This is a genomic window from Gallaecimonas kandeliae, from assembly GCF_030450055.1.
Taxonomy (GTDB): Bacteria; Pseudomonadota; Gammaproteobacteria; order Enterobacterales; family Gallaecimonadaceae; genus Gallaecimonas; species Gallaecimonas kandeliae.
In genome coordinates this window covers 685,999-710,110 of the sequence record NZ_CP118480.1, presented here as the reverse complement: position 1 = coordinate 710,110, position 24,112 = coordinate 685,999, and the positions used below count along the sequence as shown (strand labels likewise).

Sequence of the window (24,112 nt, the reverse complement as noted above, 5' to 3'; positions counted from 1 at the left end):
TCGAATGCGCACAGTGCATTCCGTTAAGGATCTGCGCGCCCAGGTAAAGGCCTGGCGCCAGAAAGGTGAGCGAGTCGCCCTGGTCCCCACCATGGGCAACCTCCACGAAGGCCACCTGACCCTGGTCAGGGAAGCCAAGCTCCAGGCCGACCGGGTGGTGGTCTCCATCTTCGTCAACCCCCTGCAGTTTGGGGCCGGTGAAGATCTGTCCTCCTATCCCCGCACCCCGGAGGAAGACAGCGCCGCCCTCTTCGAAGAGGGGGTCGACCTGCTGTTCATGCCCGGTGTCGAGGTGCTCTACCCCCATGGCATGGACGGCCACACCAAGGTGGAAGTGCCCGGGATCTCCGAACTGTACTGTGGCCAGACCCGTCCCGGCCATTTCCGCGGCGTGGCCACCGTCGTCTGCAAGCTGCTCAACCTGGTCCAACCCGACATCGCCTGCTTCGGCATGAAGGACTACCAGCAGCTGGCCGTCATCCGCCACATGGTGGACGACCTGGCCATGCCGGTGGACATAGTGGGTGTGCCGACGGTACGGGCCGACAGCGGCCTGGCCCTGAGCTCCCGCAACGGTTACCTGACCGCCGAAGAGCTGGCCAAGGCTCCGGCCCTCTACGCCACCCTGGAAGGCCTTGGCGCCAGCCTGGCCGACGGGAACAAGGATTTTGCCGCCCTGGTCGCCCAGGGCCGTGAAAAGCTGGAGCAGGCCGGCCTCAAGCCGGACTACCTCCATATCCTCAATGCCGACTCCCTGGCCCCTGCCGATACGCAGGACCAGACACTGGTGATACTGGTGGCCGCCTATCTGGGCAAGGCCCGTCTCATCGACAACCTGCTGGTGGATTTGCAGGCATAAGGCATTTGGTTTATATTGCGCCGACTTTCTGGCAAGCGTGGTAAAATGGTCACGTTTTAGCCAAGGGCGCGATGAGAAATAGGGTTTTGAAGCCATGCAAAGAGTGATGCTGCAAGGCAAGCTGCACCAGGCCCGGGTTACCCACTCGGTACTGGAATACGAAGGGTCCTGCGCCATCGACCAGGACTTTTTGGACGCTGCCGGCATTCTGGAATACGAAGAGATCCAGATCTACAACATCGACAACGGTGAGCGCTTTACCACCTACGCCATCAGCGGCGAGCGTGGCTCCAAGGTGATCTCCGTCAACGGTGCCGCCGCCCACAAGGCCAAGCAGGGTGACCGAGTCATCATCTGTGCCTACGTGCGCCTGGACACCGACGAAGCGCTGAAGCACAAGCCCAGCCTGGTCTACCTGGACGCCCAGAACAACATAGTGCGGACCAGCAAGGACATCCCCGTCCAAGTCGCCTGATAAGGGCCCTGGACCATGAAAAACGCCGGCTTCCTGCCGGCGTTTTTTATTATTCCATCATGGCCCAGAGATAGACCCCCTCCAAGGCCAGCAATACCGAGATCCCCCAAAACAGGACCAGGATCTTCACTTTTATCAAGTCTTTCATAGTGCCTCCCCTGTTCTTACCCCAAGGCTAGCCTCGGGACAGGTCGGCGTCCAATCGCCAGCACTGCTGGCCAGCCGCCAGGTATTTGCGCTCGAAGGGAGTGATGGGTGCCTCCAGCACCTCCGACAGCCGGCTGGCGATGCCGGCCAGCTCGAGGGCGGCGGCGAACTCCTCCACGTAGAGGAGCCAGTTGGAGCGCAGCTGCAACTGACCACCCAGGGCCAGCAACGCCGGGAAGCCGGGGCCGCCATGCCAACGCCTTTGCAAATGGGCGGCCTTGGGCCAGGGATTGGGATAGAGCAGGTAGTGGTGGGAGGGCCTGACGCCCTCCTCGGCCAGCAGCCGCCAGAGATCGTTGAGATCGGCCCTCAGCAGCAACAGGTCGCCCTCATCCCCGCCATGGCGGTGCTTGGCCAGGCGGTGGGCGGACTTGTCCACCCCCAGCACCTGTGCCCCTGGATGACGAGCCGCCAGCAGGGCCGTGCTCTCCCCTACCCCGCAGCAGCTGTCCAGCACCAGTGGCCGGGTTGGATCCCGCCAGGCTCTGAAAGCCGCCAGGGCCGCCAGGCTGTGCTGGGCAAAGGGTTTTTGAAAGGGCGTATCCAGGTGGCGGCGCACCAGCTCCAGCAGCCGTTCATGCAGGCTCTGCTGGTTGCTGGTGACCGCCCGGGCCGGCATCAGTGACGAAGTCCGACGCCGTTCTTGATCAGGTAGTGGGCCAGGGCATACATGGCCACTATCATCACCCCCAGCACCGAGAAGGCCTGCCAGAGGGCGATATCGGCGGTGCCGAGAAAGCCGTAACGGAAGGCGTTGACCATGTAGAGGATGGGGTTGATGTGGCTCAGGCCCTGCCAGAAGGCCGGCAGCAGGCTGATGGAATAGAAGACGCCGCCCAGGTAGGTCAGGGGCGTCAGGATGAAGGTGGGCACTATGGAGATGTCGTCGAAGCTCTTGGCGAAGACGGCGTTGAGCAGCCCTCCCAGGGAGAACAGCAAGGAGGTGAGGATGACGGTGATCACCACCACCAGCGGATGCTGGATCTGGATGTGGGCGAAGAACAGCGACACCATTGTCACTATGGCCCCCACCAGCAAACCACGGGCCATGCCGCCGGCCACGAAGCCGAGAATGATGATGCTGTTGGGCACAGGTGCCACCAGCATCTCCTCGATGAAGCGCTGGAACTTGGCGGAGAAGAAGCTCGACGCCACATTGGAATAGGAGTTGGTGATCACCGACATCATGATGAGGCCGGGCACTATGAACTCCATGTAGTCATAACCGCCCATCTTGCCCACCCGGCTGCCGATCAGGCTGCCGAAGATGATGAAGTAGAGGGTCATGGTGATGGCCGGCGGCACCAGGGTCTGCACCCAGATGCGCATGAAGCGGTTGATTTCCTTGTAGACGATGGACGTAAGGGCGATACGGTTGCGGCTGTTCATGCCTGACCTCCACTGCGGCCGTTCTCGACCAGGCTGACAAAGAGTTCTTCGAGGCGATTGGCCTTGTTACGCATGGAAAGCACTTCCACCCCCTGGGCCGAGAGCTGCGCAAAGAGGGGGTTGAGGCCGGCGCTCTTCTCCACCTGCACCTCCAGGGTGTGGTCATCCAGCAGCTTGGCTTCGAAACCTTCCAGCTTGGGCGCGGCTTCAACCTGAGCCAGATCCAGGATGAAGGTCTCGGTGTTGAGCTTGGACAAGAGCCCTTTCATGCTGGTGTTCTCGATGATACGGCCGTGATCGATGATGGCGATGTTGCGGCACAGCATCTCGGCTTCTTCGAGGTAATGGGTGGTGAGGATGATGGTCAGCCCTTCCTCGTTGAGCTGGCGCAGGTAACGCCACATGGAGCGGCGGATCTCGATGTCGACGCCGGCGGTGGGCTCGTCGAGGATCAGCAGCTTGGGCTCGTGGACCAGGGCCCTGGCTATCATCAGCCGGCGCTTCATGCCGCCGGACAGTTCGCGGGTGCGGGCGTCCTTCTTGCCCCAGAGATCCAGCTCCTTGAGCAGCTGCTCGGCCTTGGCCAGCGCCTTAGCGCGGGGCACACCGTAGTAGCCGGCCTGGTTGACCACCACCTGCAGCACCGTCTCGAACTGGTTGAAGTTGAATTCCTGGGGCACCAGGCCCAGGGCGCTCTTGGCCGAGACGGGGTCCTGGACCAGATCATGGCCGAAGATGTGCACCTGGCCCTCTGTCTTGTTGACCAGGGATGCCAGTATGCCGATGGTGGTGGACTTGCCGGCACCGTTGGGGCCCAGCAGGGCGAAGAAGTCCCCCTGGTTCACCTTGAGATCGATGCCCTTGAGGGCCTGGGTGCCGCTCTTGTAGGTCTTTTTGAGGCCGCTGATATCCAGCGCAATGGGACTTGAAGACATGGTTCCTCCCGATTGAATGCGGCCATTATACGCATATCTATCGATGAAAGGAGGCAAGGGAAAGCGACGCCGACAAGGGCCGGCCCAAGGTACACCATACCAGTTTGCCCCTATTGCAATGCCGGCAGGGGCAGCAACTGGCTGGCAAGTAGTTCACTGAGAGCCTCGGCCGCCATGGGCCTGCCCAGCAGGTAGCCCTGGGCCACATCGACCTTCTCGGCTTTGAGAATAGCCAGTTGTTCCTTGGTCTCCACCCCTTCGGCCACCACTTGCAGGTCCAGGCTGTGGGCCATCTGGACTATGGCCCTGACCAGGGAACGGGCCTGGCCCTCATCGGAGAGGCCCTTGATGAAACTCTGGTCGATCTTGAGGTTGTCCACGGCAAAGCGCTTGAGGTAGCTCAGGCTGGAATAACCGGTGCCGAAGTCGTCGATGGAGAGGGTGACATCCAGGGCCTTGAGCCGGCGCACCACCTCCAGGCTGGCCTCCACGTTGTCCATCATCAGGCTCTCGGTCAGTTCCAGCTCCAGGCGGTCGGCAGGGAGGCCACTCTGGGCCAGGGCCGCCTCCAGCAGGTCGAAGAAATCGGGACGGATCAACTGGCGCACCGAGATGTTGACGGCCATGGTGCCGTCAAAGCCCTGCAAGCGCCAGGTGGCCAGCTGCCGGCAGGCTTCCTGCAACGACCAGGCCCCCAGGGGCATGATGAGGCCGGTGTCTTCGGCAAGGGGGATGAACTTGGCGGGGGATACCTGGCCCAGGGTGGGGCTGTTCCAGCGCATCAGCGCCTCGACGCCGATGATCTGGCCGCTGGCGATGTGGATCTGCGGCTGGTAGTGGAGACACAGCTGGTCGGTGCCTATGGCGTCCTTGAGGGCGGACTCCAACTGCAGCCGGTCGGAAAGATCCTTGTCCATGTCCCGGGTGAAGAAGCTGAAAGTACTGCGGCCGCTGTCCTTGGCATGGTAGAGGGCGGTGTCGGCCTTGCGCAGCAGTTGCGAGACGTTGTCCCCATCGTCCGGGTAGACGGCGACCCCGATGGAGGTGCTGATCCAGAGCCGGTGGCCACCGACGAGGAAAGGCTCGCTCATGGCCGCCAGGATCCGCTCCACCACCAGTTCCACCTGGCTGGTTTCATTGATGCGCGGCAGCAACAGCAGGAACTCATCCCCCCCTTGGCGAGAGAGGGTGTCCCCGTCCCGGCACAACGGCTGGATGCGCGCAACCACCTCATTCAACAGGGTGTCCCCAATGTCATGGCCCAGGCTGTCGTTGACGGCCTTGAACCTGTCCAGATCCAGGTAGATGAGGGCCAGGCAATGGCCGTCCCTTTTGGCCTGCAGCAAGGCCTGTTCGCACCTGTCCACCAGCAGGGTCCTGTTGGGCAGGCCGGTCAGGGGGTCATGGAAGGCCAGGAAGGCGATGCGGTCCTCGGCCGCCTTGCGATCGCTGAGATCCGAGAAGACCCCCACATAATGCAGCACCTCGCCCTGGTCGTCCTTGACGGCCCTGATGCTCAGCCATTGGGGATAGACGTCACCCGACTTGCGCTTGTTCCAGATCTCCCCTTGCCAGAGCCCATCCAGGTTAATCTTTTCCCACATGGTCTGGTAAAAGGCCTGGTCCTGGATGCCGGAATTGAGGATGTTCGGCAGTTGGCCTATGACCTCCTCGGGGGCGTAGCCGGTGATGCAGCTGAAGGCGCTGTTGACCGCCAATATGTGCTGGTTGGCGTCGGTGATCATGACCCCGTCCAGGCTCACCTCCACCACCTGGGCCAGGAGCCGCAGATCCCGCTCCTTGCGCAGCCGCTCGCCGATGTCCCGAAAGGACAACAACAGGTAAGACTCCCCCTGCTCCTCGAAGACACAGCCAGAGGCCTCCACCTCGACCAAGTCCCCCCAGCGGTTCAGGAAATTGAACCTGCAGCTTTGCATGAGCTTGTCCTTGAGCTGCAACATCAGCTGCTGGCGCTCGGCCGGGCTCCGCCAGAGCCCCAGCGCCAGGGTGGTATGGCCCAAGGCCTCTTCCCGGCGCCAGCCTGTCACCTGTTCCCAGCGCTCGTTGACGTTGATAAGGCGGCCATCGGAAAGGCGGGTGATGGAGACCAAGTCCGGCATGATCTTGAAAATGCGCCTGAACAGTATCTCCTGTTCCTCGCTTTGCAGCCTGATCTGCTGCAACCTGTTCTCGACCTCCTGCTCCTCTTCCAGCACCTTGTCCAGCCACAACCCCAGCAGGCCCAGCTCCCCCTCCTCCAGGGCACCGACCCTGGCATCATGGTCCCCCGCCACCCGTCGGTGTAGGGTCTCCAACAGCTTTTCGAGGGGTTGGAACAAGGTCCTGCGCAGGCTGATGAGCATGACCAACGCCGCCAGCAGGCTGACGCCGGCGACGATAGACAGTAAGGAGGCGGTGCCGCGCTCGGCCAGGGGCGCCGTATCCGTCCACAGCAGCAGGCTGACGCCGGCCGCCAAGGGCCTCACGAAGAGGGATTGGTTATCCAGGTGAAAGGTCTTGGCACCGGCCTGGGGCAAGGATGGCAGTGGGCCCAGCCCCTCGGGCAACTGGTCCAGCGCCTGGCCTTGAAGGTTGCCTTGCAGGCTGGCCAGCACCAGGCCGTTCTTGACCAGCAACGCCTGGCGGGCCGTGCCGCCGGCCGCGTTCAAGGCCTGCTGGTATTGCCTTGGAGACAGTGCCAGGACTTTATCTACGGCCAAGGCGACCAGGTCGGCCACCTGCTCGCCATGGCGCTGGCTGGTCTTTTGTTCCAAGCGGAGGTCGGCGTGGTGCTGTAGCCAGGCGGTGAGCAGGGAAATGGCAAAGGCCAGCAGCAGCAACGGCAATACCAATCTGGTTTTCGTCTGCCGCTGTAGCCGCGTGCCTACCATGGCCTTACCTCCGTGGTGAAATGAAACTGGTACGGCTGTACCTGTCAACCGGCTGAGCCAAGCATAGCATCTACCCCAAAAGCCGCCGGGAATGCCCACAGGACGGGGCCTGGCGCGCCGCGGCCCGGACCCCAAATATTCATTTTGACGGCCTGATATTTGAGCTATATTAGGCCTGACGCCGCCGCCCCAGGGCCTTGGCGGTGTTCATCCTTTCCGGACATTGGCGTGCTATTGGTCGGGACTGCGATGGTACAGATGCAATAGCGCGACTTTGTGAGATTGATCGATGAACCTGTTCGTATCCAACCTGTCCTTCCGCGTGGAAGCCGACGCCCTGGCTCAACTTTTCAGCCAGTACGGTGAAGTACAGCGTGCCCATATCGTGAAAGACAAGGAAACCGGCCGCTCCCGTGGTTTCGGTTTCGTAGAAATGGCCGACAAAGCCATGGGCGAAGCTGCCATCAAGGCCCTCAACGGCCAGGAATTCGAAGGCCGCAGCCTGGTGGTCAACGAAGCCAAGCCCCGCGAGCAACAAAGTCGCCCCCGCCGTTTCTGATGATCCCTGTTCGGGCGCCCTAGGCGCCCGACTGTTGTAAATAGCACTGCTCGGCTTTGTTCGATGGCGTCCTGTCAGTACACTGGCCCGACCGTGCTGACGAGAGATCCCGATGAAAGATCCACAAACCCTGCTTGCCAACAACAGGGAATGGGCGCACCAGATGCGCCAGAGCGACCCCGCTTTCTTCGAACGCCTGGCTGAACGTCAGAATCCCCATCTGCTGTGGATAGGCTGCGCCGACTCTCGCGTGCCTGCCGAACAGCTGACCGGCCTGCTGCCGGGCGAGCTTTTCGTGCACCGCAACGTGGCCAACCAGGTGCTGACCACCGACATCAACTGCCAGGCGGTGATCGACTTTGCCGTCGGCGCCCTCAAGGTCAGCAACGTGATCGTCTGTGGCCACTACGGCTGTGGTGGCGTCATGGCCGCCCTGCAAGGCGGCGCCGAAGGTAGCCTCGGCCAGTGGCTGCTGGATCTCAAGGAAGTGGCCGAGCGCCACAGTGCCCTGCTGGAAGGCCTGACCTTGGCCGAACAGGCCAACCGGCTCTGCGAGCTGAATGTGCTGGAAGCGGTGTGCCGCGTCGCCCGCTCACCGGCGGTGCAAAAGGCCTGGTCCGAAGGCCAGAAGCTGTCGGTTCACGGCTGGATCTATGGCGTGGCAGACGGCGAGCTGGCGGAGCTTGGCCTGACCATCAAGAGCCAGGACGACATAGTGCCGGCCCGCGACAAGGTGCTGGGCAGCTACTTCAGCGAGTAAGCCCCCATAAGAAAAGGCCGCTCGATGAGCGGCCTTTTTTCATTCCAGCAGGGTAACCATGCCGATATAGGGCAGGTTCCGGTATTTCTGGGCCCAGTCGATGCCGTAGCCCACCACGAACTGGTCGGGGATGGAGAAACCGATGAAGTCCACCGGCACTTCCACCTCGCGGCGGGAAGGTTTGTCCAGCAGGGTACAGAGCCGGATGCTCTTGGGATCGCGGGTCTGAAGCACCTTGACCACCTTGGACAACGTGTTGCCGGTGTCGATGATGTCCTCGACGATCAGCACATGGCGGCCGGCGATGTCTTCGTCCAGATCCTTCTTGATCTTGACGTCGCGGCTGGACTCCATGGAACTGCCGTAGCTGGACACCGTCATGAAATCGAATTCGCAGGGGAGCTTCAGTTCGCGGGCCAAGTCCGCCAGGAATACCACAGAGCCGCGCAGCAGCCCCACCAGCAGTATCTCTTCGTCCGGGCCGTAGCAGGCTTCAATTTCCCTGGCCATGGCCACAACGCGGGCCTTGACGTCCGCTTCGCTGATAAGCCTTTCCAACCTGTGTTTCATCTCTGTCTCCCAAGGTTCGGGGGCGGCAAGGATACGCCAATGCGGGCCGCCACCAAAGCCCTATTGCCCGTGGCCGTAGCCCCAGCGGGGCACCAGCCCCTGTTCTATGCCGATGTGATCGAGGATCCTGGCCACCATGAAATCCACCAGATCCTTGATCTCCTTGGGCTCATGGTAGAAACCGGGCGCCGCCGGCATGATGCAGACCCCCAGCCTGGCCAGTTTGAGCATGTTCTCCAGGTGGATGGCGGACAGGGGCGTTTCCCTCGGCACCAGGATCAGCTTGCCCTGCTCCTTGAGCACCACGTCGGCGGCCCGCTCGATGAGGTTGTCCGAAGCGCCCTGGGCTATGGCAGAGAGGGTGCCGGTGGAACAGGGCAGCACCACCATCTGTTTTGGCGCCGCCGAGCCCGAGGCCACGGGGGAGAACCAGTCGTCCTTGCCATAGACCTTGAGCTGGCCGGGCCGGGCCTGGAAATGCTCGGTCAGGAAGGCCTCAGCGCCTTCGGGCTTGGCCGGGATCTTGAGATCGGTCTCGGTGGCCAGCACCACCTTGGCCGCCGACGAGATCAAGAGGTGCAGCTGCCAGCCGGCGGCCAGCACGCACTCGATGAGGCGCAGCGCATAGGGTGCCCCCGAGGCACCGGTGATGGCCAACGTCAGGGCCTTAGTCATGGCCGGCCTCCAGGGCGTCGAGCAGTTTCTGGTGGATGCCGCCGAAGCCGCCGTTGCTCATCACCAGTATGTGGTCCCCTGCCCTGGCTTCCCGCACCAGCATGGCCACCAGTTCGTCGACGCTGTCGCTGTAGCTGGCCGGCACCTGGGAGTCACGGCAGAGATCCTTGATGGACCATTTGAGGCCCTGGGGCTCGAACCAGAACACCCTGTCGGCGGCCTTGACGGCGGCGTTGAGCTGGTCGGCATGGACCCCGGCCTTCATGGTGTTGGAGCGCGGCTCCAGCACCGCCAGAATGCGCTGGCCCCCCACCTTGCGGCGCAGGCCATCGAGGGTGGTGGCGATGGCGGTGGGGTGGTGGGCGAAATCATCAAAAACGCTGACCCCGGCCCGCTCGCCGCGCAGCTCCAGGCGCCGGGCCACGTTCTCAAAGCGCCCCAGGCTCTCGGCCGCCACCTTGAGCGGCACCCCGGCATGGCGGGCCGCGGCCAGGGCCGCCAGGGCGTTATGGACGTTGTGCATGCCCACCAGTTCCCACTGCACTTCCACCCGCTCCTCGCCGCCCAGCACTGTGAACTGGCTACCGTCGCCCTTGATCAGCTCGGCCTTGAGGTCTTCCCCCAGCTTGAGGAAGGGGGTCCAGCAGCCTTGGGCCAGGGTGTCGGCCAGGTTGGCGTCGTCCGCCGGCCCTATCACCAGGCCCTGGCCCGGCACCATCCGCAGCAGGTGGTTGAACTGGCGCTGGATGGCGGCCAAATCCGGGAATATGTCGGCGTGGTCGAATTCCAGGTTGTTGATGATGAGGGTGCGGGGCCTGTAGTGGACGAACTTGGATCTTTTGTCGAAGAAGGCGGTGTCGTACTCGTCCGCCTCCACCACGAAGAAGGGAGCGTCGCCGAGGCGAGCAGAGAAGCCGAAGTTGGCCGGCACCCCGCCCACCAGGAAGCCGGGCTTGAGGCCGGCTTCTTCCAGTATCCAGGCCAGCATGGAGGTGGTGGTGGTCTTGCCGTGGGTGCCGCTCACGGCCAGCACCCAGCGGTCCTTGAGCACCGCCTCATAGAGCCACTGGGGGCCTGACACATAGGGGATACCCTTGTTGAGCACCGCCTCCACACAGGGGTTGCCGCGGCTCATGGCGTTGCCGATCACCACCAGGTCCGGGGCCGGCTCGAGCTGGGCCACGTCATAACCTTCGGTGAGGCTGATGCCGGCCGCCTCCAGTTGGGTGCTCATGGGGGGATAGACGTTCTGGTCAGAGCCTGTGACCTTGTGGCCCAGCTCCCTGGCCAGTTGCGCCAGGCCGCCCATGAAGGTGCCGCAGATCCCGAGGATATGTATGTGCATGCTGCTTTTCGACAAAGGAAGACTGGCGCTTAGTGTACCAGCAAGGGGCTTGGGGGGAAGCTGAACCACCACCGCAAGGCCCACCCTGTGAGGGGCAAACGAAATCGTTTATCATGGCCGCGCCTCAATTCAGCCTGAGAATCTGTCCATGCAACGTTTGGTTAGCGTCCTCCGCCAGGACGGCGTCGATAAAGACCTCATCCACCTGGTCAACGTACTGGGTGCCGCCTGCAAAGAGATCAACTTCCGCCTGCACCAGGGCGCCCTGGCCGGGGTGCTGGGCTCCACCCAGGACGAGAACGTCCAAGGGGAAGTGCAGAAGAAGCTGGACGTCATCTCCAACACCCTGCTCAAGGATCTGTTGCTGGACAGCGGCCTGGTCCGGGCCCTGGCCTCCGAAGAGGAAGACGACATAGTCCCTGGCCCCGAGAGTGGCCAGTTCCTGGTGTCCTTCGACCCCCTGGACGGCTCTTCCAACATCGACATCAACGCCATGGTCGGCACCATCTTCTCCATCTACAAGGCAGAAGCCGGTGAAGTGAGCCAGCAGAGCTTCCTGCGCCCCGGCCGCGAGCAGGTCGCCGCCGGCTACGTCGTCTACGGCCCCGCCACCCTGATGGTGCTGACCACGGGCCAAGGCGTGAAGATGTACACCCTGGACCAGACCATAGGCGAGTACCTGCTGACGGTGCCCCACGTCAAGATCAACAGCGACACCCAGGAATTCGCCATCAACATGTCCAACCAAAGGCACTGGGCCAAGCCCATGCAGGACTACATCGACGACCTGCTCCAGGGCGCCGAAGGCCCCCGCGGCAAGAACTTCAACATGCGCTGGGTGGCGGCCATGGTGGCCGACGTGCACCGCATCCTCTGCCGCGGCGGCATCTTCACCTACCCCTGGGACAGGCGCGCCCCGGAAAAAGCGGGCAAGCTGCGGCTGATGTACGAGGCCAACCCCATGGCCCTGCTGATCGAGCAGGCCGGCGGCAAGGCCAGCACCGGCACAGAGCGCATCCTCGACATCCAGCCCGAACAGATCCACCAGCGGGTGGCCGTGGTACTGGGCGCCGCCAACGAGGTGGACACCGTCGAGCAATACTATCGCCACCAACGCTAAGGCGACGCTAGTCACTGCGGGTCAGGCCGCTATAATAGGCGCCTGACCCAATCCTAGAGCTGAAAGGACTGTCCCAATGAGCCTGAACCAGGTACCTGCTGGCAAGAACCTGCCGGAAGAGATCAACGTCATCATCGAGATCCCGGCCAACGCCAGCCCCATCAAATACGAAGTGGACAAGGACAGCGGGGCCATCTTCGTGGACCGTTTCATGTCCACCCCCATGTTCTACCCCTGCAACTACGGCTACGTGAACCACACCCTGAGCCTGGACGGCGACCCCGTGGACGTACTGGTGCCCACCCCCTACCCGCTGATCCCCGGCGCCGTGATCCGCTGCCGCCCCGTAGGCGTGCTGAAGATGACCGACGAGTCCGGTGAAGACGCCAAGGTTGTTGCAGTACCCGTTTCCAAGCTCACCAAGATCTACGACGACGTCAAAGACGTGACCGATCTGCCCGAGCTGCTGAAGAACCAGATCACCCACTTCTTCGAGCGTTACAAAGAACTCGAACCCGGCAAATGGGTGAAAGTGGAAGGCTGGGCCGACGCCGCCGCCGCCAAGGCCGAGATCCAAAGCTCCTTCGAGCGCGCCCAGCAAAAATAAGGCGCCTCGAGAGCCATAAAAAACCCGCCGGCCGGCGGGTTTTTTATTGCCGGCATGCCAGGCATGGGTCTGGTGGGGCTGTTGCTTATACTTTCAAGGTAAGCCGAGGAGGTTTCATGAATATCGAACAAGCCCTTCAGAACCCGAGCGGCGCCTTCAGGAAACCTGACGATGTGCTGGCCGAGCCTGGTCTGAGCCGGGCCCAGAAGATCCAGGTATTGCGGCGCTGGGAATACGACGCCCGGGAGCTGGAGGTGGCAGAGGAAGAGAACATGGGCGGCGGCCCAGAGAGCCAACTGGCGGAGGTCATTGAAGCCCTGCACCGCCTGGGTGAAAGCCCGGATCTGCGCCACGGCAGTGGCAAGCAGGGTGGGCATTGAGGGAGTAAAGGTTTGCGAAACAATACCTTGTTACTTAGAGTGGGCATCTTTGGCCAAGCCGCCGCTGGCTACCGGCCCACATCAGCAAGGAAGACACATGTTCAAGAAAGCCAGCTTCGCCACCCTGGCCCTGGTGCTGCTCAGCCCCCCGGCCCTGGCCCGCAATACCATAGCCGACCACGCCATCAAGAATGCCCTGGCCCATCCCAAGGCAGAGCAGGTGCTGGGCCACGACATCAAGTTCTTCTTCGGCAAGCAGCCCCACGGCAAGGTCGCCAAGGATATCGGCAATTTCCGAACCAACCAGAAGACCAACGCTTTCGGCAAGAGTGACGAAGCCGCCTGCCAATGGGCCTTCCTGTCCGCCATGAAATCCCTGCGCCAAAGGGCCGAAGCCGAAGGCGGCAATGCCGTCATCAACATCAGGTCCAACTACCAGAACAGTCTGAGCACCAGTGAAGACAGCTACAAGTGCGGCGCCGGCACAGTGATGGCTGGAGTCGCCTTGGTCGGGGACGTGGTCGTCATCAAATAAAAAAGCGGGCCCAGGCCCGCTTTTTCAATCCAGCAGTATATGGGGCAAGAAGCGGGCGCTGTCCTTGGTGATGGGGCCGCTGTCCTCGCGGATCCCCATGCCGCAGGCCTGATCCCCCACCACCCAGCTGCCGACGAGGACATGGTTGCCGTCGAACACCGGTAAGGGCGCCAAGGCCTGGCGCACGAAACGGCCACCGCCGTAGGGGCCCGGCTCGACCAGGGCACTGCCGTTCGGCAGCACCAGCTCCACATTGGCCCCTTCCCTTGAAAACAATGGCTTGCGCGCCCAGCCAGGCTTGAGGCTGCTGCCATCGTCGAAGCAGGCCTCCAGCAGGTTGGGGTGGCCGGGATGGGCCTGCCACAGCAGCGGCAATATGCCCTTGTTGGCCAACACCAGCTTCCAGGGCGGCTCCAGCCAACGGGTGGGGCTGCCGGGAATGAAGCGGGCAAACTCTTCCTCCAACATGAACTCCCAGGGGTAGAGCTTGAAGAGCGCCTCTATGGGGGTGTCGTCCCTGTCCAGGAACTGGCCGTCCAGGAAGCCTATCTGCTCCATGGGCACATAGGCCGTCTCCAGGCCCGCCTGGGCGGCGATGTCTTGGAGGTAGCGCACTGTGCCCAGATCCTCGTCGCTGTGCCAGACGCTGGCAAAGTGCAGCCTGGAACCCAAGTTCAAAGCCCTGAAACGGCTCTCCAGCTGCTCCTGGATGCCGTTGTACTGGTCGGCCCCTGCCGGCACCATGTCGTGCCGCAGGGCATCCTCCAGCCAGAGCCACTGGAAGAACCCGGACTCGTAAAGGGAGGTGGGGGTGTCGTAGTTGAGCTCCAGCAGCTTGGCAGGCCCGGCGCCGCCGTAGGAAAAGTCCAGGCGGCCGTAGAGATGGGGCTCCCTGTTTTTCCAGCTCTGGCTGACCAGATCCCAATAGGCCTCGGGAATGTCCAGCAGGGCCAGCTTCTCCTCGCTGGCCACCACCTGGTCCACCAGATCCAGGGCCATGGCGTGGAGCTCTGCCGTGGGATCTTCGATCCGGGTTTCGACCTCTTCCAGGCTGAAACTGTAGTAGGCGGACTCGTCCCAGTACTTCTCACCCTCTATGGTGTGGAACTGGAAGCCCAGCTCCTCGGCCTGCTCACGCCACCAGGGGCGCTCTTCGATACGCACCCTCTCCATCAGCCGCCCCAGCTCGAACGGCGGGCCGCCGCTGCCCCGAAACCGCCGCGGCGCACAGTGCCGACCGGTGCCACCTTGACGGCAGAGGGGCGAACCTTGACCAGGCCTTCGCCCCGGCTCACCGGCACGTTCTGGGCGGTGCGGTAGGTGTTGGGGTCGTCCTTGGAGCGGTAGAGGGGCTGGGTCTGCACGTTACGGCTCCCCCCCAGCATCTGGCCGGCCATGAAGCCCATCATCATCGGCATGAAGGAGCCGCCGCTGTGGTACTGCTGCTGTTGCTGCTGATCCGGGGTGGCGCAATGGCCGGCGCCGAAATCGGCTTCGCAGGCGGCCAGGCTGGTGTAGCGGGGTGCCGTCTGTTCACTGACCTTCTCGGCCTGTTTGAACTGCTGTTCGCAGTTGCTGCGGTCGTAGTAACCGGCGCATTGGTCGACGCTCTTGAAGACGGCGGCGTCCACCGGCGGCTCACTGCAACCGGCCACGAAGAGGACGCTGACGGGGGCCATCAGGGTCAGAGCCACCTTACTGCTGCGTTTCATCAATCTTCCTTCTTAATAAGTCATACAGGCGGCGTTGAGCAGGCCCACCGCCACCGACGCCAGGCCCACGAAGAGGCCGGGAGCCATTTCGTCCCTGGTGATGCGCGCCGAGAGCTCCCCCAGCAGCCATTGCAGGGCCTTGAAGGTCAGCAGCTGCACCAGCAGCGCCACCAGCCCCCAGGCAGCGGCATCCAGCCAGTTCATGGAGTTGGCCACGGCGCTGGCCATGGGCAGGGCAAAACCCAGCAGGGCACCACCGAAGGCCAAGCTGGCGGCGATATTGTTCTGGCGGATAAGGGCCAGCTCGTCATGAGGGGTGACCCAGGTGTAGATGAGGCAGAACAGCCACAACAACCCTATGGCCAGGGCGAAATAGCCGGCGAAGGCCCCCAGGTATTGGGCGTGGAGGGGAAAGCTGTCCAAGGGTCACTCCTTCTTGAGGTAATCGGCTTCCAGCTCGACGATGCTGCTAGCCGGCACTGTGCAACAGGTCAGCACCTCCCCTTCACTCAAGTAGGCGATGGGGCTTTCCAGGTAGCGGACCTCGCCGCTCTTGAGGTTCATCCGGCAGGCGCCACAGAAGCCGGCCCGGCACTGATATTCCACGGGAATACCGCGCAGCAGCAGCTGGTCGAGAATGGGCTGGTCGGGCGCCGCCGGTATGATGTGGTCCCCTACCACCAGGGCGCGTTTGGTGCTGTCCACCATGGCATCCGTATCGAGAGAAATTCCGGCCCCGACTATAACCCAAAGCAGGGCGGCAAGGGACAGAAAGCGGCGGCGCCCCGCTCAGCCACCGTCGCTGAACTGGGCGATCAACTGCAGCTGCCGCTGCCCCTGTTGCTCCAGCTCGGCGGTGGCCTCCCCGGCGCGCTGCATGTTGTCCTCCAGCACCACGGCGCTGGCCTGGAGCTGGGCCATGCCCTGGGCTATGGCCGTCATGGCCACGGCCTGTTGTTCGGAAAGGGCCGCCATCTCGTCGCTGCCGCCGCTCAGGTCGGCCATGCCCCGGCGCACCGTATCCAGGCATTGCAGGGCCTCCTCCATCACCTGGCGAAGGGCGTCGCTGGTATCCCTGGTGCTGTCGGTTTTGGTCAGCAGCAGCGCCATTTCCTTGTTGATCTCGCCGATGATGCCCTGGATCCGCTGGGTCGAACTGGCCGTGCTGCTGGCCAGGGCCCTGACCTCCTCGGCCACCACCGCAAAGCCCCGCCCCTTGTCGCCGGCGCGGGCGGCCTCGACGGCCGCGTTCAGCGACAGCAGGTTGGTGCGCTCGGCGACGCTGGAGATGAAATCCAGCACTTCATTGATCTGGTCGCAACGCCGGTGCAGCCCCGCCATGTCCTGGTGCAGTGCCACTGTGGCCTGGTTCAGGTCGCGCAGCGCGGCCATGCCGCCGGTAACCAGGATCATGGCGTGCTGCATCTGGGCGTTGACCCCCTGCATCTGCTCCGCGGCCAGCTGCAACTGCTGGCTGACGTGGTGGTTGGCGGCTTCACCCTCGTCCAGCCCCTGGCGCTGGCTGTCCAGCTCCCGGCGCTGGCGGCTCAGCTCCTGGTTGGCATGGTGTTGCAGGCTGAAGGCGCTGTTGATCTGGGTCATCAGGATCTTCGCCGAGTCCTGGACCCTGGCCAGCACCGCCACCAGCTCGGCCTGGCGGTAGAGGCGCCCCGTGGCCTGAATGGCCAGGTCGTCGCGGCCCGCCTGGTAGAGGTAAGGCGACAGGGCCGGCAGGGGCACCTGCTCCCCATGGCGCAGCGGCTGCAACCTGCGGTGCAGGCTGAAGGCGGCCAGGCCCATGCCCAGGCAGGCCACCACCACCCCGGCCGAGGCCGACACCACGGTCGCGGCCAGGGTGCTGAGCAGCAGCGGCGTGAAGAGGCGGACGGCCACAGGCGTACCTTGACGGCGAAAGCGCCTGGGCAGTCGGTCGTCGAGCAGCTGCCGGTAGAGGGACTCGGCCCTGGCGATCTGCTCCCTGTTGGCCATGGTGCGCACCGACTGGTACTCCACCACCTGGCCCCCTTCGCGGATCGGCGTCACGAAGGCATTGACCCAGTAGTAGCCGCCATCCTTGCGGCGGTTTTTGACCAGCCCCATCCAGGGACGCCCCGCCTTGAGGTGCTGCCAGAGATCGGCAAAGAGCGCCGGCGGCATGTCAGGATGGCGGATCAGGTTGTGGGGCTTGCCCAGCAGCTCTTCCTCGGAGAAGCCGCAGAGGCGACAGAACTCCTGGTTGACGTAGGTGATCCGCCCCTTGAGATCGGTGGTGGAGATCAACCGCTGTTGCGGCTCCAACTCGGTTTCGGCCTGGGTGACCGGATGATTGACGCGCATGAGGCTCCCTGCCCTCAAGAAAGACCAGGGGAGTTTCCTTAAAAAGGGGTTGGTTAATTTTGACGCAAATCAAGCCTGCTCCGGATCCCTGGAGGCACCGCCTTGAGCAGTAATGGCGGGACATCTTGCAGTGGGCCATCCCCGTCCCTACAATCGCACCGGGACCCAAGTTGTTCAAAAAAAGCTAAGAAAATGAAAAACAAGACTCTGTTATTGCTTGCAAGCCTGCTGATCCTCGGCTGTCAGACCACCAAACGCCAGGCCCTGGCGCCACAAGACAACGCCAACCTCAAGGACAGCATCGTCATCCAGGACCAGGATGCCAACCTGCTGGGAGCCCGCTACGGCGGCGACACCACAGAAACAGCGGCCATCCAGACCCTGGCCCCGGTGCAAGGCGCCCTCAAGGACTTCATGTTCCAGACCAGCTTCAAACACAAGCTGCGCCAGGCCTTCTGGGACCATGAACAGCTGCGGGGCAACCGCATCATCGAAGTGGAGGACAGCCACCAGCTGGAAGACCTCTACTCGGTGCCCGGCACCGAAGGGCACCAGGTGCTCAAGCTGACCCCCAGCTACACTTTGAGCAGCGACCGCCACCACCTGCAACTGCGCCTGCAGGCCCAGTACTACGCACCGCCCGCCAAGAAAGGGGCCAAGCCCAAGCTGCTCTATCGCAACAGCTTCTTCTACCAGTCCCCGGCGCTGGACTTCAGCCCTCGCCTGGAGCGCAACGCCGACGAGTTGGCCGCGGAACGCAAGGTGGTGGAAGAGAAGTATTACAAGCTGATGGATCAGGCCACCGATGGCTACCAGCGGCTGCAGCTGACCAAGGAAAAGGCACAGAAGCTCCAGGATATCCCCAGCATGCAGGACCAGGCCGGCATCAGCCGCCAGTACGCCGACTTCCTGCAGGGTCAAAAGCAGTGGCTGATGGACCAGGCCAACCAGGGCATGGCCGAAGTCATCGACATGCTGCTCTATGACATCAACACCCCGGCCCTGCCGGACATGGACGAGGCCAGCCACTTCCCGGCCCCCCAAGGGCGCCAGTGGCAGCGGCTCAGCAAGCGCGAAGGCCGCAAACTGTTGTCCGTGGCCCAAGGCGACAGTTACGACTGGGGCGACCTGGCCCAGGAATGAAAAAAGGCGCGGGGAACCGCGCCTTTTTTATTGGGGCTTCAGCCTTGTGCCGTCCTGCGGGCCCGGATGCCAGTGACCACCATGAAACCCAAGAACCCCAGCCAGGAAGCGAAGAGGCAGGCCAGGACCCAGAGGACCTTTTCTGTGCCTTGGCTGCGGCGGGAAACGAGGACCAGCAAGGCCGGCAACAACACAAAAAGGACCAGGGCGACAAAGGCCCCCATCCCTATCAAGGTGGCGTTAATGCTCACGAGTTTTCCTTAACATCTTGTCGTTAGAGGCAGCCTGGACGGCCGCCTCCCTCTTGCCAACAGGCGTCAGAGTGGCGCACAGGCCGTTTCCAGCCAGGCCAGGCTTTCCCCTTCCAGCCTGGGGCCTATCTTTTCCAGCACCTCGCCGTGGTAGCGGTTCCACCATCCCTTCTCTTCTTCGCTCAGCAGGCTGAGATCCAGCAGGCGGCGGTCCATGGGGATGAAGGTGAGGTTGTCGAAGCCGTAGACGGGCCTGTCACCCTCTGCCTGGCGCTCGCTGACCACCACCAGGTTCTCGACGCGGATCCCGAAGGCCCCTTCCCGGTAGTAGCCCGGCTCGTTGGACAGCACCATGCCCGGCAGCAGCGGGTGGTTGTTGGCCGCCTTGCCGATGCGCTGTGGCCCTTCGTGGACGCTCAGGCACTGGCCGACGCCATGGCCGGTGCCGTGGTCGTAGTCGTAACCCTGGGCCCAGAGCGGTGCCCTAGCCAGCAGGTCCAACTGGTGCCCGCAGGTGCCTTTGACGAAACGGGCGCTCCCCAGGGCGATATGGCCCTTGAGCACCAGGGTGAAGAGCCGCTTCTGCTCCGCCGTCACCTGGCCTATGGCCAGCGTCCGGGTGACGTCCGTGGTGCCAAGCGGATACTGGCCGCCGGAATCCACCAGGTAGAGGCCGTCCTGCGGCAGCGGCGCCGGAGCGCCGTTGCGGAAGTTGTAATGGGGCAACGCGGCGTTGGCGCCGGCGGCGGAGATGGTGTCGAAGCTCGGCTCCAGGTAGTCGGCCTGGGCCAGGCGGAAGCTCTCCAGCTTGTCGGCCAGGGTCGATTCGTCCGGGCGCTGGCCTTTGGCGACTATGGCGTCCAGCCAACAGAGGAACTGGCTGACGGCGGCGCCGTCGCGCAGGTGCGCCTCACGCATGCCGGCCAGTTCTTCGGCGTTCTTGCAGGCCTTGGGTACCAGGGTCGGCTCCAGGCCCTTGACGATGACGGCGCCCGCGTCCTTGAGGGCCAGCGCCAGGGCGGCCGGGGTCAGGGCCTCGTCCACCAGCACCTTCTGGCCCTTGAGGGCCGCCAGCTCGTAGTGGAGGGTATCGGGGGCCAGCACTTCTACGCCGTCACCCAGTTCGGCCTCGGCGGGCAGCCGGGCCTGGTCGACGAAGAGCTTGAGGCGGCCATCCTTGTGCAGCAGGCCACGCATCAGCAGTACCGGCAGCCGCGGCACGTCGCCGCCGCGCAGGTTGGTGAGCCAGCCCAGGCTGTCGGGCTGGGCCAGCAGGGCCCAGTCGGCACGGGCGGCAAAGGCCTGGCCCAGGGCTTGGCGCTTGTCCTGGCAGCTCCGGCCTGTGATGGCCACGGGCAAGGCAAAGCCGGGGCTGTGGGGCAAGGCCGGGCGGCCTTCCCAGAGGGCATCCACCAGGTTGGCCTGGTGGACGAACTCGACCTGGGGCGCCGCTTCCTGCCAGGCCGCCAGTTGACGGGCGCTGACGCAGAAGCTGTCGAAACCGATGCGGGCCCCTTGCGGCAGGGCCGAGAAGTAGTCGCCGATAGGCTCCTCCACCAGGTGGTGGATCTGGGTGCCGGCCGGCACCTGGCTGCGCACCTGCACCCTGTAGCGGCCGTCCACCCAGATGTGGAGGGCCTCTTGGGTCACCAGGGCGATACCGGCCGAGCCGGTGAAGCCGGTCACATGGGCCAGGCGCTCGTTGGCGGCAGGCAGGTATTCGTTGAGGTAGTCGTCGTCATGGGGCAGGAGCCAGCCGTGCAGCTCCCCCAGTTTGGCTTGTATGGCGCTTATCACCGACATCTCCTTAAATGGGTGAACCCGGCGGAATGGTGCTCTGGGCCGGCAGTGGCGTCTTGGGATCGGCCAGGAAGGCCGTCAACCAGAGCCCGGCTTCACGCTGCTGGCGTGGCCAGTTGGCATCCCCTCGGCGGCCCTGCAGCCAGCTCGCCGCCTGGCGCAGCTCGCTGCGCAAAAGGGCGCCGGCCGGGGCTGAGAGCTTGGGCAGGGTCTTGGCGATTTCTGCCAGGCCCTGCCAGGCCACCGCCTGCTGCGCTTGGCTCTGCTCGCCTTGGCGCCAGCGGTTGAGCACCAGCGTATTGATGACCTCCAGCATATCAGGGCCCTTGGCCTGCTGATAGAGGCGCTCCAGCCGCGCCGGCGCCAGGGCCGGGGCCAGCACCAGTTGCGCCGCCGCTTCCTCGGATGCCTGAGGGTCGAACAAGAGGCCAAGGCGGCTGGGTAGCCATTCGGCTTTAAGCTCCAGGTCCTGCCCGGATGGCGGCATGGCCCGCACCAGGCTCTGGGGCAAGTCCAGCACGGCGTCATCCAGCAAGCCGTCCAGGGCCTTGAGGGCCGCCTGCTGACGCTCGGCGGAGATGGGCTGGGCACCGAGATCGGCCTCCCCCTGGCGGCCGTAGCGGTAACTGACGCCGCCAAGTAACCTGGCCACGGCTTCGGCCTGGTAGCGGTGCAGCAGGTAGAGGGGGCTGAGCTTGCGCTGCCAGTCGTCGCCGCGCTCGCCGTCACCGACGGCCTCCTTGGCGAAGTGGGCCAGGGCCAACTTGCGCACGGCCAGCAACTGGTCCAGGGCTTTCAGGGGATCGCTGCCGAAATCCCAGAGGTTGGCACTGCCTTCGGCGCTGGCAAAGCCGCGGGCCCCTTCGTCGGAGATGTAGGCCAGGGACTGGTTGTCCTCGATGAGTTTGGCCCTTTCGGCATCGTCCTTGGCGTAGGCGTAGTGCACCACATAGTGGTCCCAGTGGCCGACGCCGACGGCATAGGCGTCAGCCAGGCTCACCTGGCCGTCCTTGAGGTGCACCTTGGGATGGGGATAGTCCATCACGGACGCGTCCCCCTGGGTGCTGGCGGCGAAGTTGTGCTGGAAGCCAAGGGTATGGCCCACCTCGTGGGCGGCCAACTGGCGCAGCCTGGCCAGGGCCATCTGCAAGGCCTCTTGCTTGTGGGCCTTGCCCACCAGGGCCTCGGCGATGCGCAGATCCTGGCGCACCCGCAAGGAGCCCAGGCTCACCTGGCCCTTCAAGATCTCGCCGGTGCGCGGGTCGGCCACGGCGGCGCCGTAGGACCAGCCCCTTGTCGCCCTGTGCACCCAGTTGATGACGTTGTAACGGATGTCCATGGGATCGGCGTCTTCGGGCAGCACCTTGACCTCGAAGTCGATACCCACTTCTTTGAAGGCGGCGCTCCACCAGCGGGCACCGTCCAGCAAGGCCGAACGCACCGGCTCAGGGGTGCCGTTGTCCAAGTAATAGATGATGGGCTTGTCAGGCCCTGCCCTGTGGCGCAGCTGGTAGGCCTTCTCGATGGGCTGGTCCAGGGGGGTGGCGTAGTCCTGGAAGCTGATGGAAAAGGCGCCGCTCCTGGGGTGGTAGGGCAGCGGCCGGTAGCCGTCGTCCGGCAGGCGGATAAGGGAGATGCGCTGCACCAGGGTCAGGTGCTTGGGATCCGGCACGGCCCAGCGGATGGCGTCACCCGCCGGCTCACCGCTGAAGGTGAGGATGGCCTGCAACTCGGTGTTGTCCGGGAAGCTCTTGTTGCTCTGCCAGTCCATGGCCGAGAGGCCGCCGTCCAGGCTGTAGCTGCCCTGCCCTGCGCCCTTGATGCGCTGGGCAAGGTCCTGGCGGTCGCTCAGCACCAGGGAGCTGACGTCCAGGTACTTGCCGTCTTTGAGCTGCCCCTGCCAGATCACCGAGCGGGCGAAGGCTTCCTCGACGGAGCGGCGCTCGTCGGCCGAGCCTTCAGGGGCCCGGAAGTTGAGGTTGTCCCTGACCAGCTGCACCTGGTTGCCCTGGCGGGAGAAGTGCACCAGTACGGCTTCGGTCACCTGGTTGCGGTCCAGCCCCACCTCGTTGGCCCCCAGGCCCCAGGGCAGGCTGGCATGGAGCAGGAAAGGCTCGTCGAAGCGGGGCGCCAGCCAAAGCACCCCCTTGGCGGGGTCGGGGTAAAGGGTATAGAACCCCTTGCGGGCGGTCAGGCCGTCCACCACGGCGGCCTGGGCCAGGCCCATCCATAGGACGGCCAGCAAGGCGATGAAACGCATGGGCTGAGACTCCATTGTTGTAAAAAGCGGCAACTGTGATCATTGCGCCTTTTTTAACAGCCTGTTGCAACCGGCATCAGCTTGAACGCCTGACAAGTCCGACAAGTTACTGCACAATGGTTGGACCACATAAGAGGAGCAGCACCATGCAAGTACGTACCCTGGCTCTGGCCGCCCTGCTGGCCTTCCCGGCCCTGGCCCACAATATCCAGACCAATGCCCCGGTACCGGAAGTCGCCATCCAGAAGGACGGCGCCATCACCCTGGAAGGCAAGAAGTTCGGCTACCAGCCTTTCAACACCGACAGCCTCACCGGCAAGGTCAGGGTGATCCAGCACTTCGCCGGCCGCACCAGCGCCAAGGAGATCAACGAGCCGCTGATCGACGCCATCAAGGCCGCCCACCTGCCGGCAGACAAGTACCAGACGGTGACCATCATCAACGTCGACGACGCCATCTGGGGTACCGGTGGCTTCGTGCGCAGCTCCGCCAAGGACGCCAAGAAAGACTACCCCTGGTCCGAGATAGTGCTGGACGAGAATGGCCTGGTGAAAAAGGCCTGGGATCTCCAGCCCAAGAGCTCCGCCATCGTCGTGGTCGACCCCAGCGGCAAGGTCCGCTTCGCCAAAGACGGCAAGCTGAGCAGCGACGAGGTCAAGCAGGTGATGACCCTGGTAAAGCAGCTGCTGGCCAGCGCCTGAAAGTAAGAATGACCGAATCAAAAAAGGCGCCTCAGGGCGCCTTTTTCGTTCAACCGTTCCAGCGCCTTACCGGCCCGGTGTCGATATGGATGAAGTTGTCGTGGGGATAGTAGCCCACGCCGCCGGCCTTCATGGACAGGGCCGCCCTGTGGGCGTCGGCCAGCTTGATGCCGGGCAGGCGGATGTCGATGGCCCGGCCCATGGTGTGGAAGGAATGGGTCGCCACATGGTGGCCGGCCTTCTTCATGGCGGCGTTGGACGCGGGGGAACGGTAGCCGGAGATGACCTGGATGGTGCCCTCGAAACCCAGTTTGCCGGTGAGGTGGGTCAGCTGATCGAAGAGCACCGGATCCATGTGGGTGACATCGCCGCTGCGGTGGTCTTTGAGAACCTGGTTGAAGCTTTGCAGCGTATCCTGCTGGTAAAGGCCGTTTTGCCAGTAAATGCCGTCGGCCTGGTCGCCGGTATGGAGGTTGACCAGGCTCAGGGCCCGCTTGTGGCCTACGCTGGCCATGGCCTTACCGGGAATGACGCTGGCGGCTGCCAGGGCGCCGACACCAAACAGAAAATGGCGACGAGAGAGCACTTTCCCCTGCATTTC

26 protein-coding genes are annotated in these 24,112 nt (G+C 63.7%); 10 read left to right on the top strand and 16 right to left on the bottom strand.

The window, feature by feature from the left end; translation table 11 throughout:
• Nucleotides 1–4: 4 nt before the first annotated feature.
• A complete protein-coding gene (gene panC / locus PVT67_RS03375) occupies nt 5–859 on the top strand; it encodes a pantoate--beta-alanine ligase (RefSeq protein ID WP_301497825.1) in 855 nt (284 codons plus the stop codon).
• A 94-nt stretch (nt 860–953) separates the two neighbouring features.
• Nucleotides 954–1,334: an aspartate 1-decarboxylase gene (gene panD, locus PVT67_RS03370; RefSeq protein WP_301497821.1), complete on the top strand. Its 381-nt coding sequence runs from the start codon at nt 954–956 to the stop codon at nt 1,332–1,334.
• A gap of 175 nt (nt 1,335–1,509) precedes the next feature.
• Here panD and trmB read toward each other — a convergent pair whose 3' ends face one another.
• From trmB to PVT67_RS03350, 4 genes are all read right to left on the bottom strand, one after another.
• Complete coding sequence (gene trmB, locus PVT67_RS03365; RefSeq protein WP_301497818.1) at nt 1,510–2,160, bottom strand: tRNA (guanine(46)-N(7))-methyltransferase TrmB; 651 nt, start codon at nt 2,158–2,160, stop codon at nt 1,510–1,512.
• On the bottom strand, nt 2,160–2,930 hold the full coding sequence (locus tag PVT67_RS03360; RefSeq protein ID WP_301497817.1) for an ABC transporter permease: 771 nt from the start codon (nt 2,928–2,930) through the stop codon (nt 2,160–2,162). The genes trmB and PVT67_RS03360 overlap by 1 nt, the downstream gene beginning before the upstream one ends.
• Entirely contained in the window at nt 2,927–3,865 is a 939-nt protein-coding gene (locus tag PVT67_RS03355; RefSeq protein ID WP_301497814.1) for an ABC transporter ATP-binding protein, read from the bottom strand. The genes PVT67_RS03360 and PVT67_RS03355 overlap by 4 nt, the downstream gene beginning before the upstream one ends.
• Nucleotides 3,866–3,975: 110 nt before the next feature.
• A complete protein-coding gene (locus PVT67_RS03350) occupies nt 3,976–6,717 on the bottom strand; it encodes an EAL domain-containing protein (protein WP_301497812.1) in 2,742 nt (913 codons plus the stop codon).
• Between the two features lie 328 nt (nt 6,718–7,045).
• On the opposite strand from PVT67_RS03350, the gene PVT67_RS03345 reads away from it, so the two are divergent.
• Both PVT67_RS03345 and PVT67_RS03340 read left to right on the top strand, forming a co-directional pair.
• Nucleotides 7,046–7,315 (top strand): RNA recognition motif domain-containing protein, encoded by a 270-nt coding sequence (locus PVT67_RS03345; protein ID WP_301497810.1) that lies wholly within the window; start codon nt 7,046–7,048, stop codon nt 7,313–7,315.
• A gap of 112 nt (nt 7,316–7,427) precedes the next feature.
• Nucleotides 7,428–8,075 (top strand): carbonic anhydrase, encoded by a 648-nt coding sequence (locus PVT67_RS03340; RefSeq protein WP_301497808.1) that lies wholly within the window; start codon nt 7,428–7,430, stop codon nt 8,073–8,075.
• 39 nt (nt 8,076–8,114) lie between these two features.
• Here PVT67_RS03340 and hpt read toward each other — a convergent pair whose 3' ends face one another.
• Genes hpt through mpl form a run of 3 tightly spaced genes read right to left on the bottom strand, consistent with a single transcriptional unit; the run spans nt 8,115 to nt 10,665 of the window.
• Nucleotides 8,115–8,645 (bottom strand): hypoxanthine phosphoribosyltransferase, encoded by a 531-nt coding sequence (gene hpt, locus PVT67_RS03335; protein WP_301497806.1) that lies wholly within the window; start codon nt 8,643–8,645, stop codon nt 8,115–8,117.
• Between the two features lie 60 nt (nt 8,646–8,705).
• Complete coding sequence (locus tag PVT67_RS03330; RefSeq protein ID WP_301497804.1) at nt 8,706–9,320, bottom strand: flavin prenyltransferase UbiX; 615 nt, start codon at nt 9,318–9,320, stop codon at nt 8,706–8,708.
• Nucleotides 9,313–10,665: a UDP-N-acetylmuramate:L-alanyl-gamma-D-glutamyl-meso-diaminopimelate ligase gene (mpl, locus tag PVT67_RS03325; RefSeq protein ID WP_301497802.1), complete on the bottom strand. Its 1,353-nt coding sequence runs from the start codon at nt 10,663–10,665 to the stop codon at nt 9,313–9,315. Before mpl ends, PVT67_RS03330 begins: the two co-directional genes overlap by 8 nt.
• A 148-nt stretch (nt 10,666–10,813) precedes the next feature.
• Here mpl and PVT67_RS03320 point away from each other — a divergent pair, with 148 nt between their 5' ends.
• From PVT67_RS03320 to PVT67_RS03305, 4 genes are all read left to right on the top strand, one after another.
• Entirely contained in the window at nt 10,814–11,785 is a 972-nt protein-coding gene (locus PVT67_RS03320; protein ID WP_301497800.1) for a class 1 fructose-bisphosphatase, read from the top strand.
• Between the two features lie 76 nt (nt 11,786–11,861).
• On the top strand, nt 11,862–12,392 hold the full coding sequence (gene ppa, locus PVT67_RS03315) for an inorganic diphosphatase (RefSeq protein ID WP_301497798.1): 531 nt from the start codon (nt 11,862–11,864) through the stop codon (nt 12,390–12,392).
• Between the two features lie 116 nt (nt 12,393–12,508).
• Nucleotides 12,509–12,772 carry a hypothetical protein gene (locus PVT67_RS03310; protein WP_301497795.1) on the top strand — a complete coding sequence of 88 codons (264 nt, stop codon included), beginning with the start codon at nt 12,509–12,511 and terminating at the stop codon, nt 12,770–12,772.
• Nucleotides 12,773–12,869: 97 nt separating this feature from the next.
• A complete protein-coding gene (locus PVT67_RS03305) occupies nt 12,870–13,307 on the top strand; it encodes an excinuclease ABC subunit A (RefSeq protein ID WP_301497793.1) in 438 nt (145 codons plus the stop codon).
• A gap of 24 nt (nt 13,308–13,331) precedes the next feature.
• On the opposite strand, the gene PVT67_RS03300 is transcribed toward PVT67_RS03305, so the two are convergent.
• The 5 genes from PVT67_RS03300 to PVT67_RS03280 all read right to left on the bottom strand — a co-directional run bounded on the left by PVT67_RS03300 (nt 13,332) and on the right by PVT67_RS03280 (nt 17,356).
• A complete protein-coding gene (locus tag PVT67_RS03300) occupies nt 13,332–14,480 on the bottom strand; it encodes a glutathionylspermidine synthase family protein (RefSeq protein WP_301497791.1) in 1,149 nt (382 codons plus the stop codon).
• The gene (locus tag PVT67_RS03295) at nt 14,480–15,019 is read right to left on the bottom strand and encodes a DUF1190 domain-containing protein (RefSeq protein ID WP_301497789.1); all 540 of its coding nucleotides are present in this window, start codon (nt 15,017–15,019) and stop codon (nt 14,480–14,482) included. Before PVT67_RS03295 ends, PVT67_RS03300 begins: the two co-directional genes overlap by 1 nt.
• 12 nt (nt 15,020–15,031) lie before the next feature.
• The gene (locus tag PVT67_RS03290; protein ID WP_301497787.1) at nt 15,032–15,442 is read right to left on the bottom strand and encodes a DUF350 domain-containing protein; all 411 of its coding nucleotides are present in this window, start codon (nt 15,440–15,442) and stop codon (nt 15,032–15,034) included.
• Between the two features lie 3 nt (nt 15,443–15,445).
• Complete coding sequence (gene yfaE, locus PVT67_RS03285) at nt 15,446–15,727, bottom strand: class I ribonucleotide reductase maintenance protein YfaE (RefSeq protein WP_301497785.1); 282 nt, start codon at nt 15,725–15,727, stop codon at nt 15,446–15,448.
• 81 nt (nt 15,728–15,808) lie between these two features.
• Nucleotides 15,809–17,356 (bottom strand): methyl-accepting chemotaxis protein, encoded by a 1,548-nt coding sequence (locus PVT67_RS03280; protein ID WP_301497783.1) that lies wholly within the window; start codon nt 17,354–17,356, stop codon nt 15,809–15,811.
• Between the two features lie 192 nt (nt 17,357–17,548).
• Here PVT67_RS03280 and PVT67_RS03275 point away from each other — a divergent pair, with 192 nt between their 5' ends.
• Nucleotides 17,549–18,499, top strand: coding sequence for a hypothetical protein (locus PVT67_RS03275; protein WP_301497781.1), 951 nt, complete (start codon nt 17,549–17,551; stop codon nt 18,497–18,499).
• 38 nt (nt 18,500–18,537) lie between these two features.
• Here PVT67_RS03275 and PVT67_RS03270 read toward each other — a convergent pair whose 3' ends face one another.
• From PVT67_RS03270 to PVT67_RS03260, 3 genes are all read right to left on the bottom strand, one after another.
• The gene (locus PVT67_RS03270) at nt 18,538–18,750 is read right to left on the bottom strand and encodes a hypothetical protein (RefSeq protein WP_301497779.1); all 213 of its coding nucleotides are present in this window, start codon (nt 18,748–18,750) and stop codon (nt 18,538–18,540) included.
• A gap of 66 nt (nt 18,751–18,816) precedes the next feature.
• Nucleotides 18,817–20,547 carry a M24B family metallopeptidase gene (locus tag PVT67_RS03265; protein WP_301497776.1) on the bottom strand — a complete coding sequence of 577 codons (1,731 nt, stop codon included), beginning with the start codon at nt 20,545–20,547 and terminating at the stop codon, nt 18,817–18,819.
• A 10-nt stretch (nt 20,548–20,557) separates the two neighbouring features.
• Nucleotides 20,558–22,810: a zinc-dependent metalloprotease gene (locus tag PVT67_RS03260; RefSeq protein WP_301497774.1), complete on the bottom strand. Its 2,253-nt coding sequence runs from the start codon at nt 22,808–22,810 to the stop codon at nt 20,558–20,560.
• 146 nt (nt 22,811–22,956) lie between these two features.
• On the opposite strand from PVT67_RS03260, the gene PVT67_RS03255 reads away from it, so the two are divergent.
• A complete protein-coding gene (locus PVT67_RS03255) occupies nt 22,957–23,511 on the top strand; it encodes a YtfJ family protein (protein ID WP_301497772.1) in 555 nt (184 codons plus the stop codon).
• Between the two features lie 49 nt (nt 23,512–23,560).
• Here PVT67_RS03255 and mepK read toward each other — a convergent pair whose 3' ends face one another.
• Nucleotides 23,561–24,109, bottom strand: a complete 549-nt coding sequence (gene mepK / locus PVT67_RS03250; protein ID WP_301497770.1) for a peptidoglycan L,D-endopeptidase MepK — start codon at nt 24,107–24,109, stop codon at nt 23,561–23,563.
• Nucleotides 24,110–24,112 lie beyond the last annotated feature (3 nt).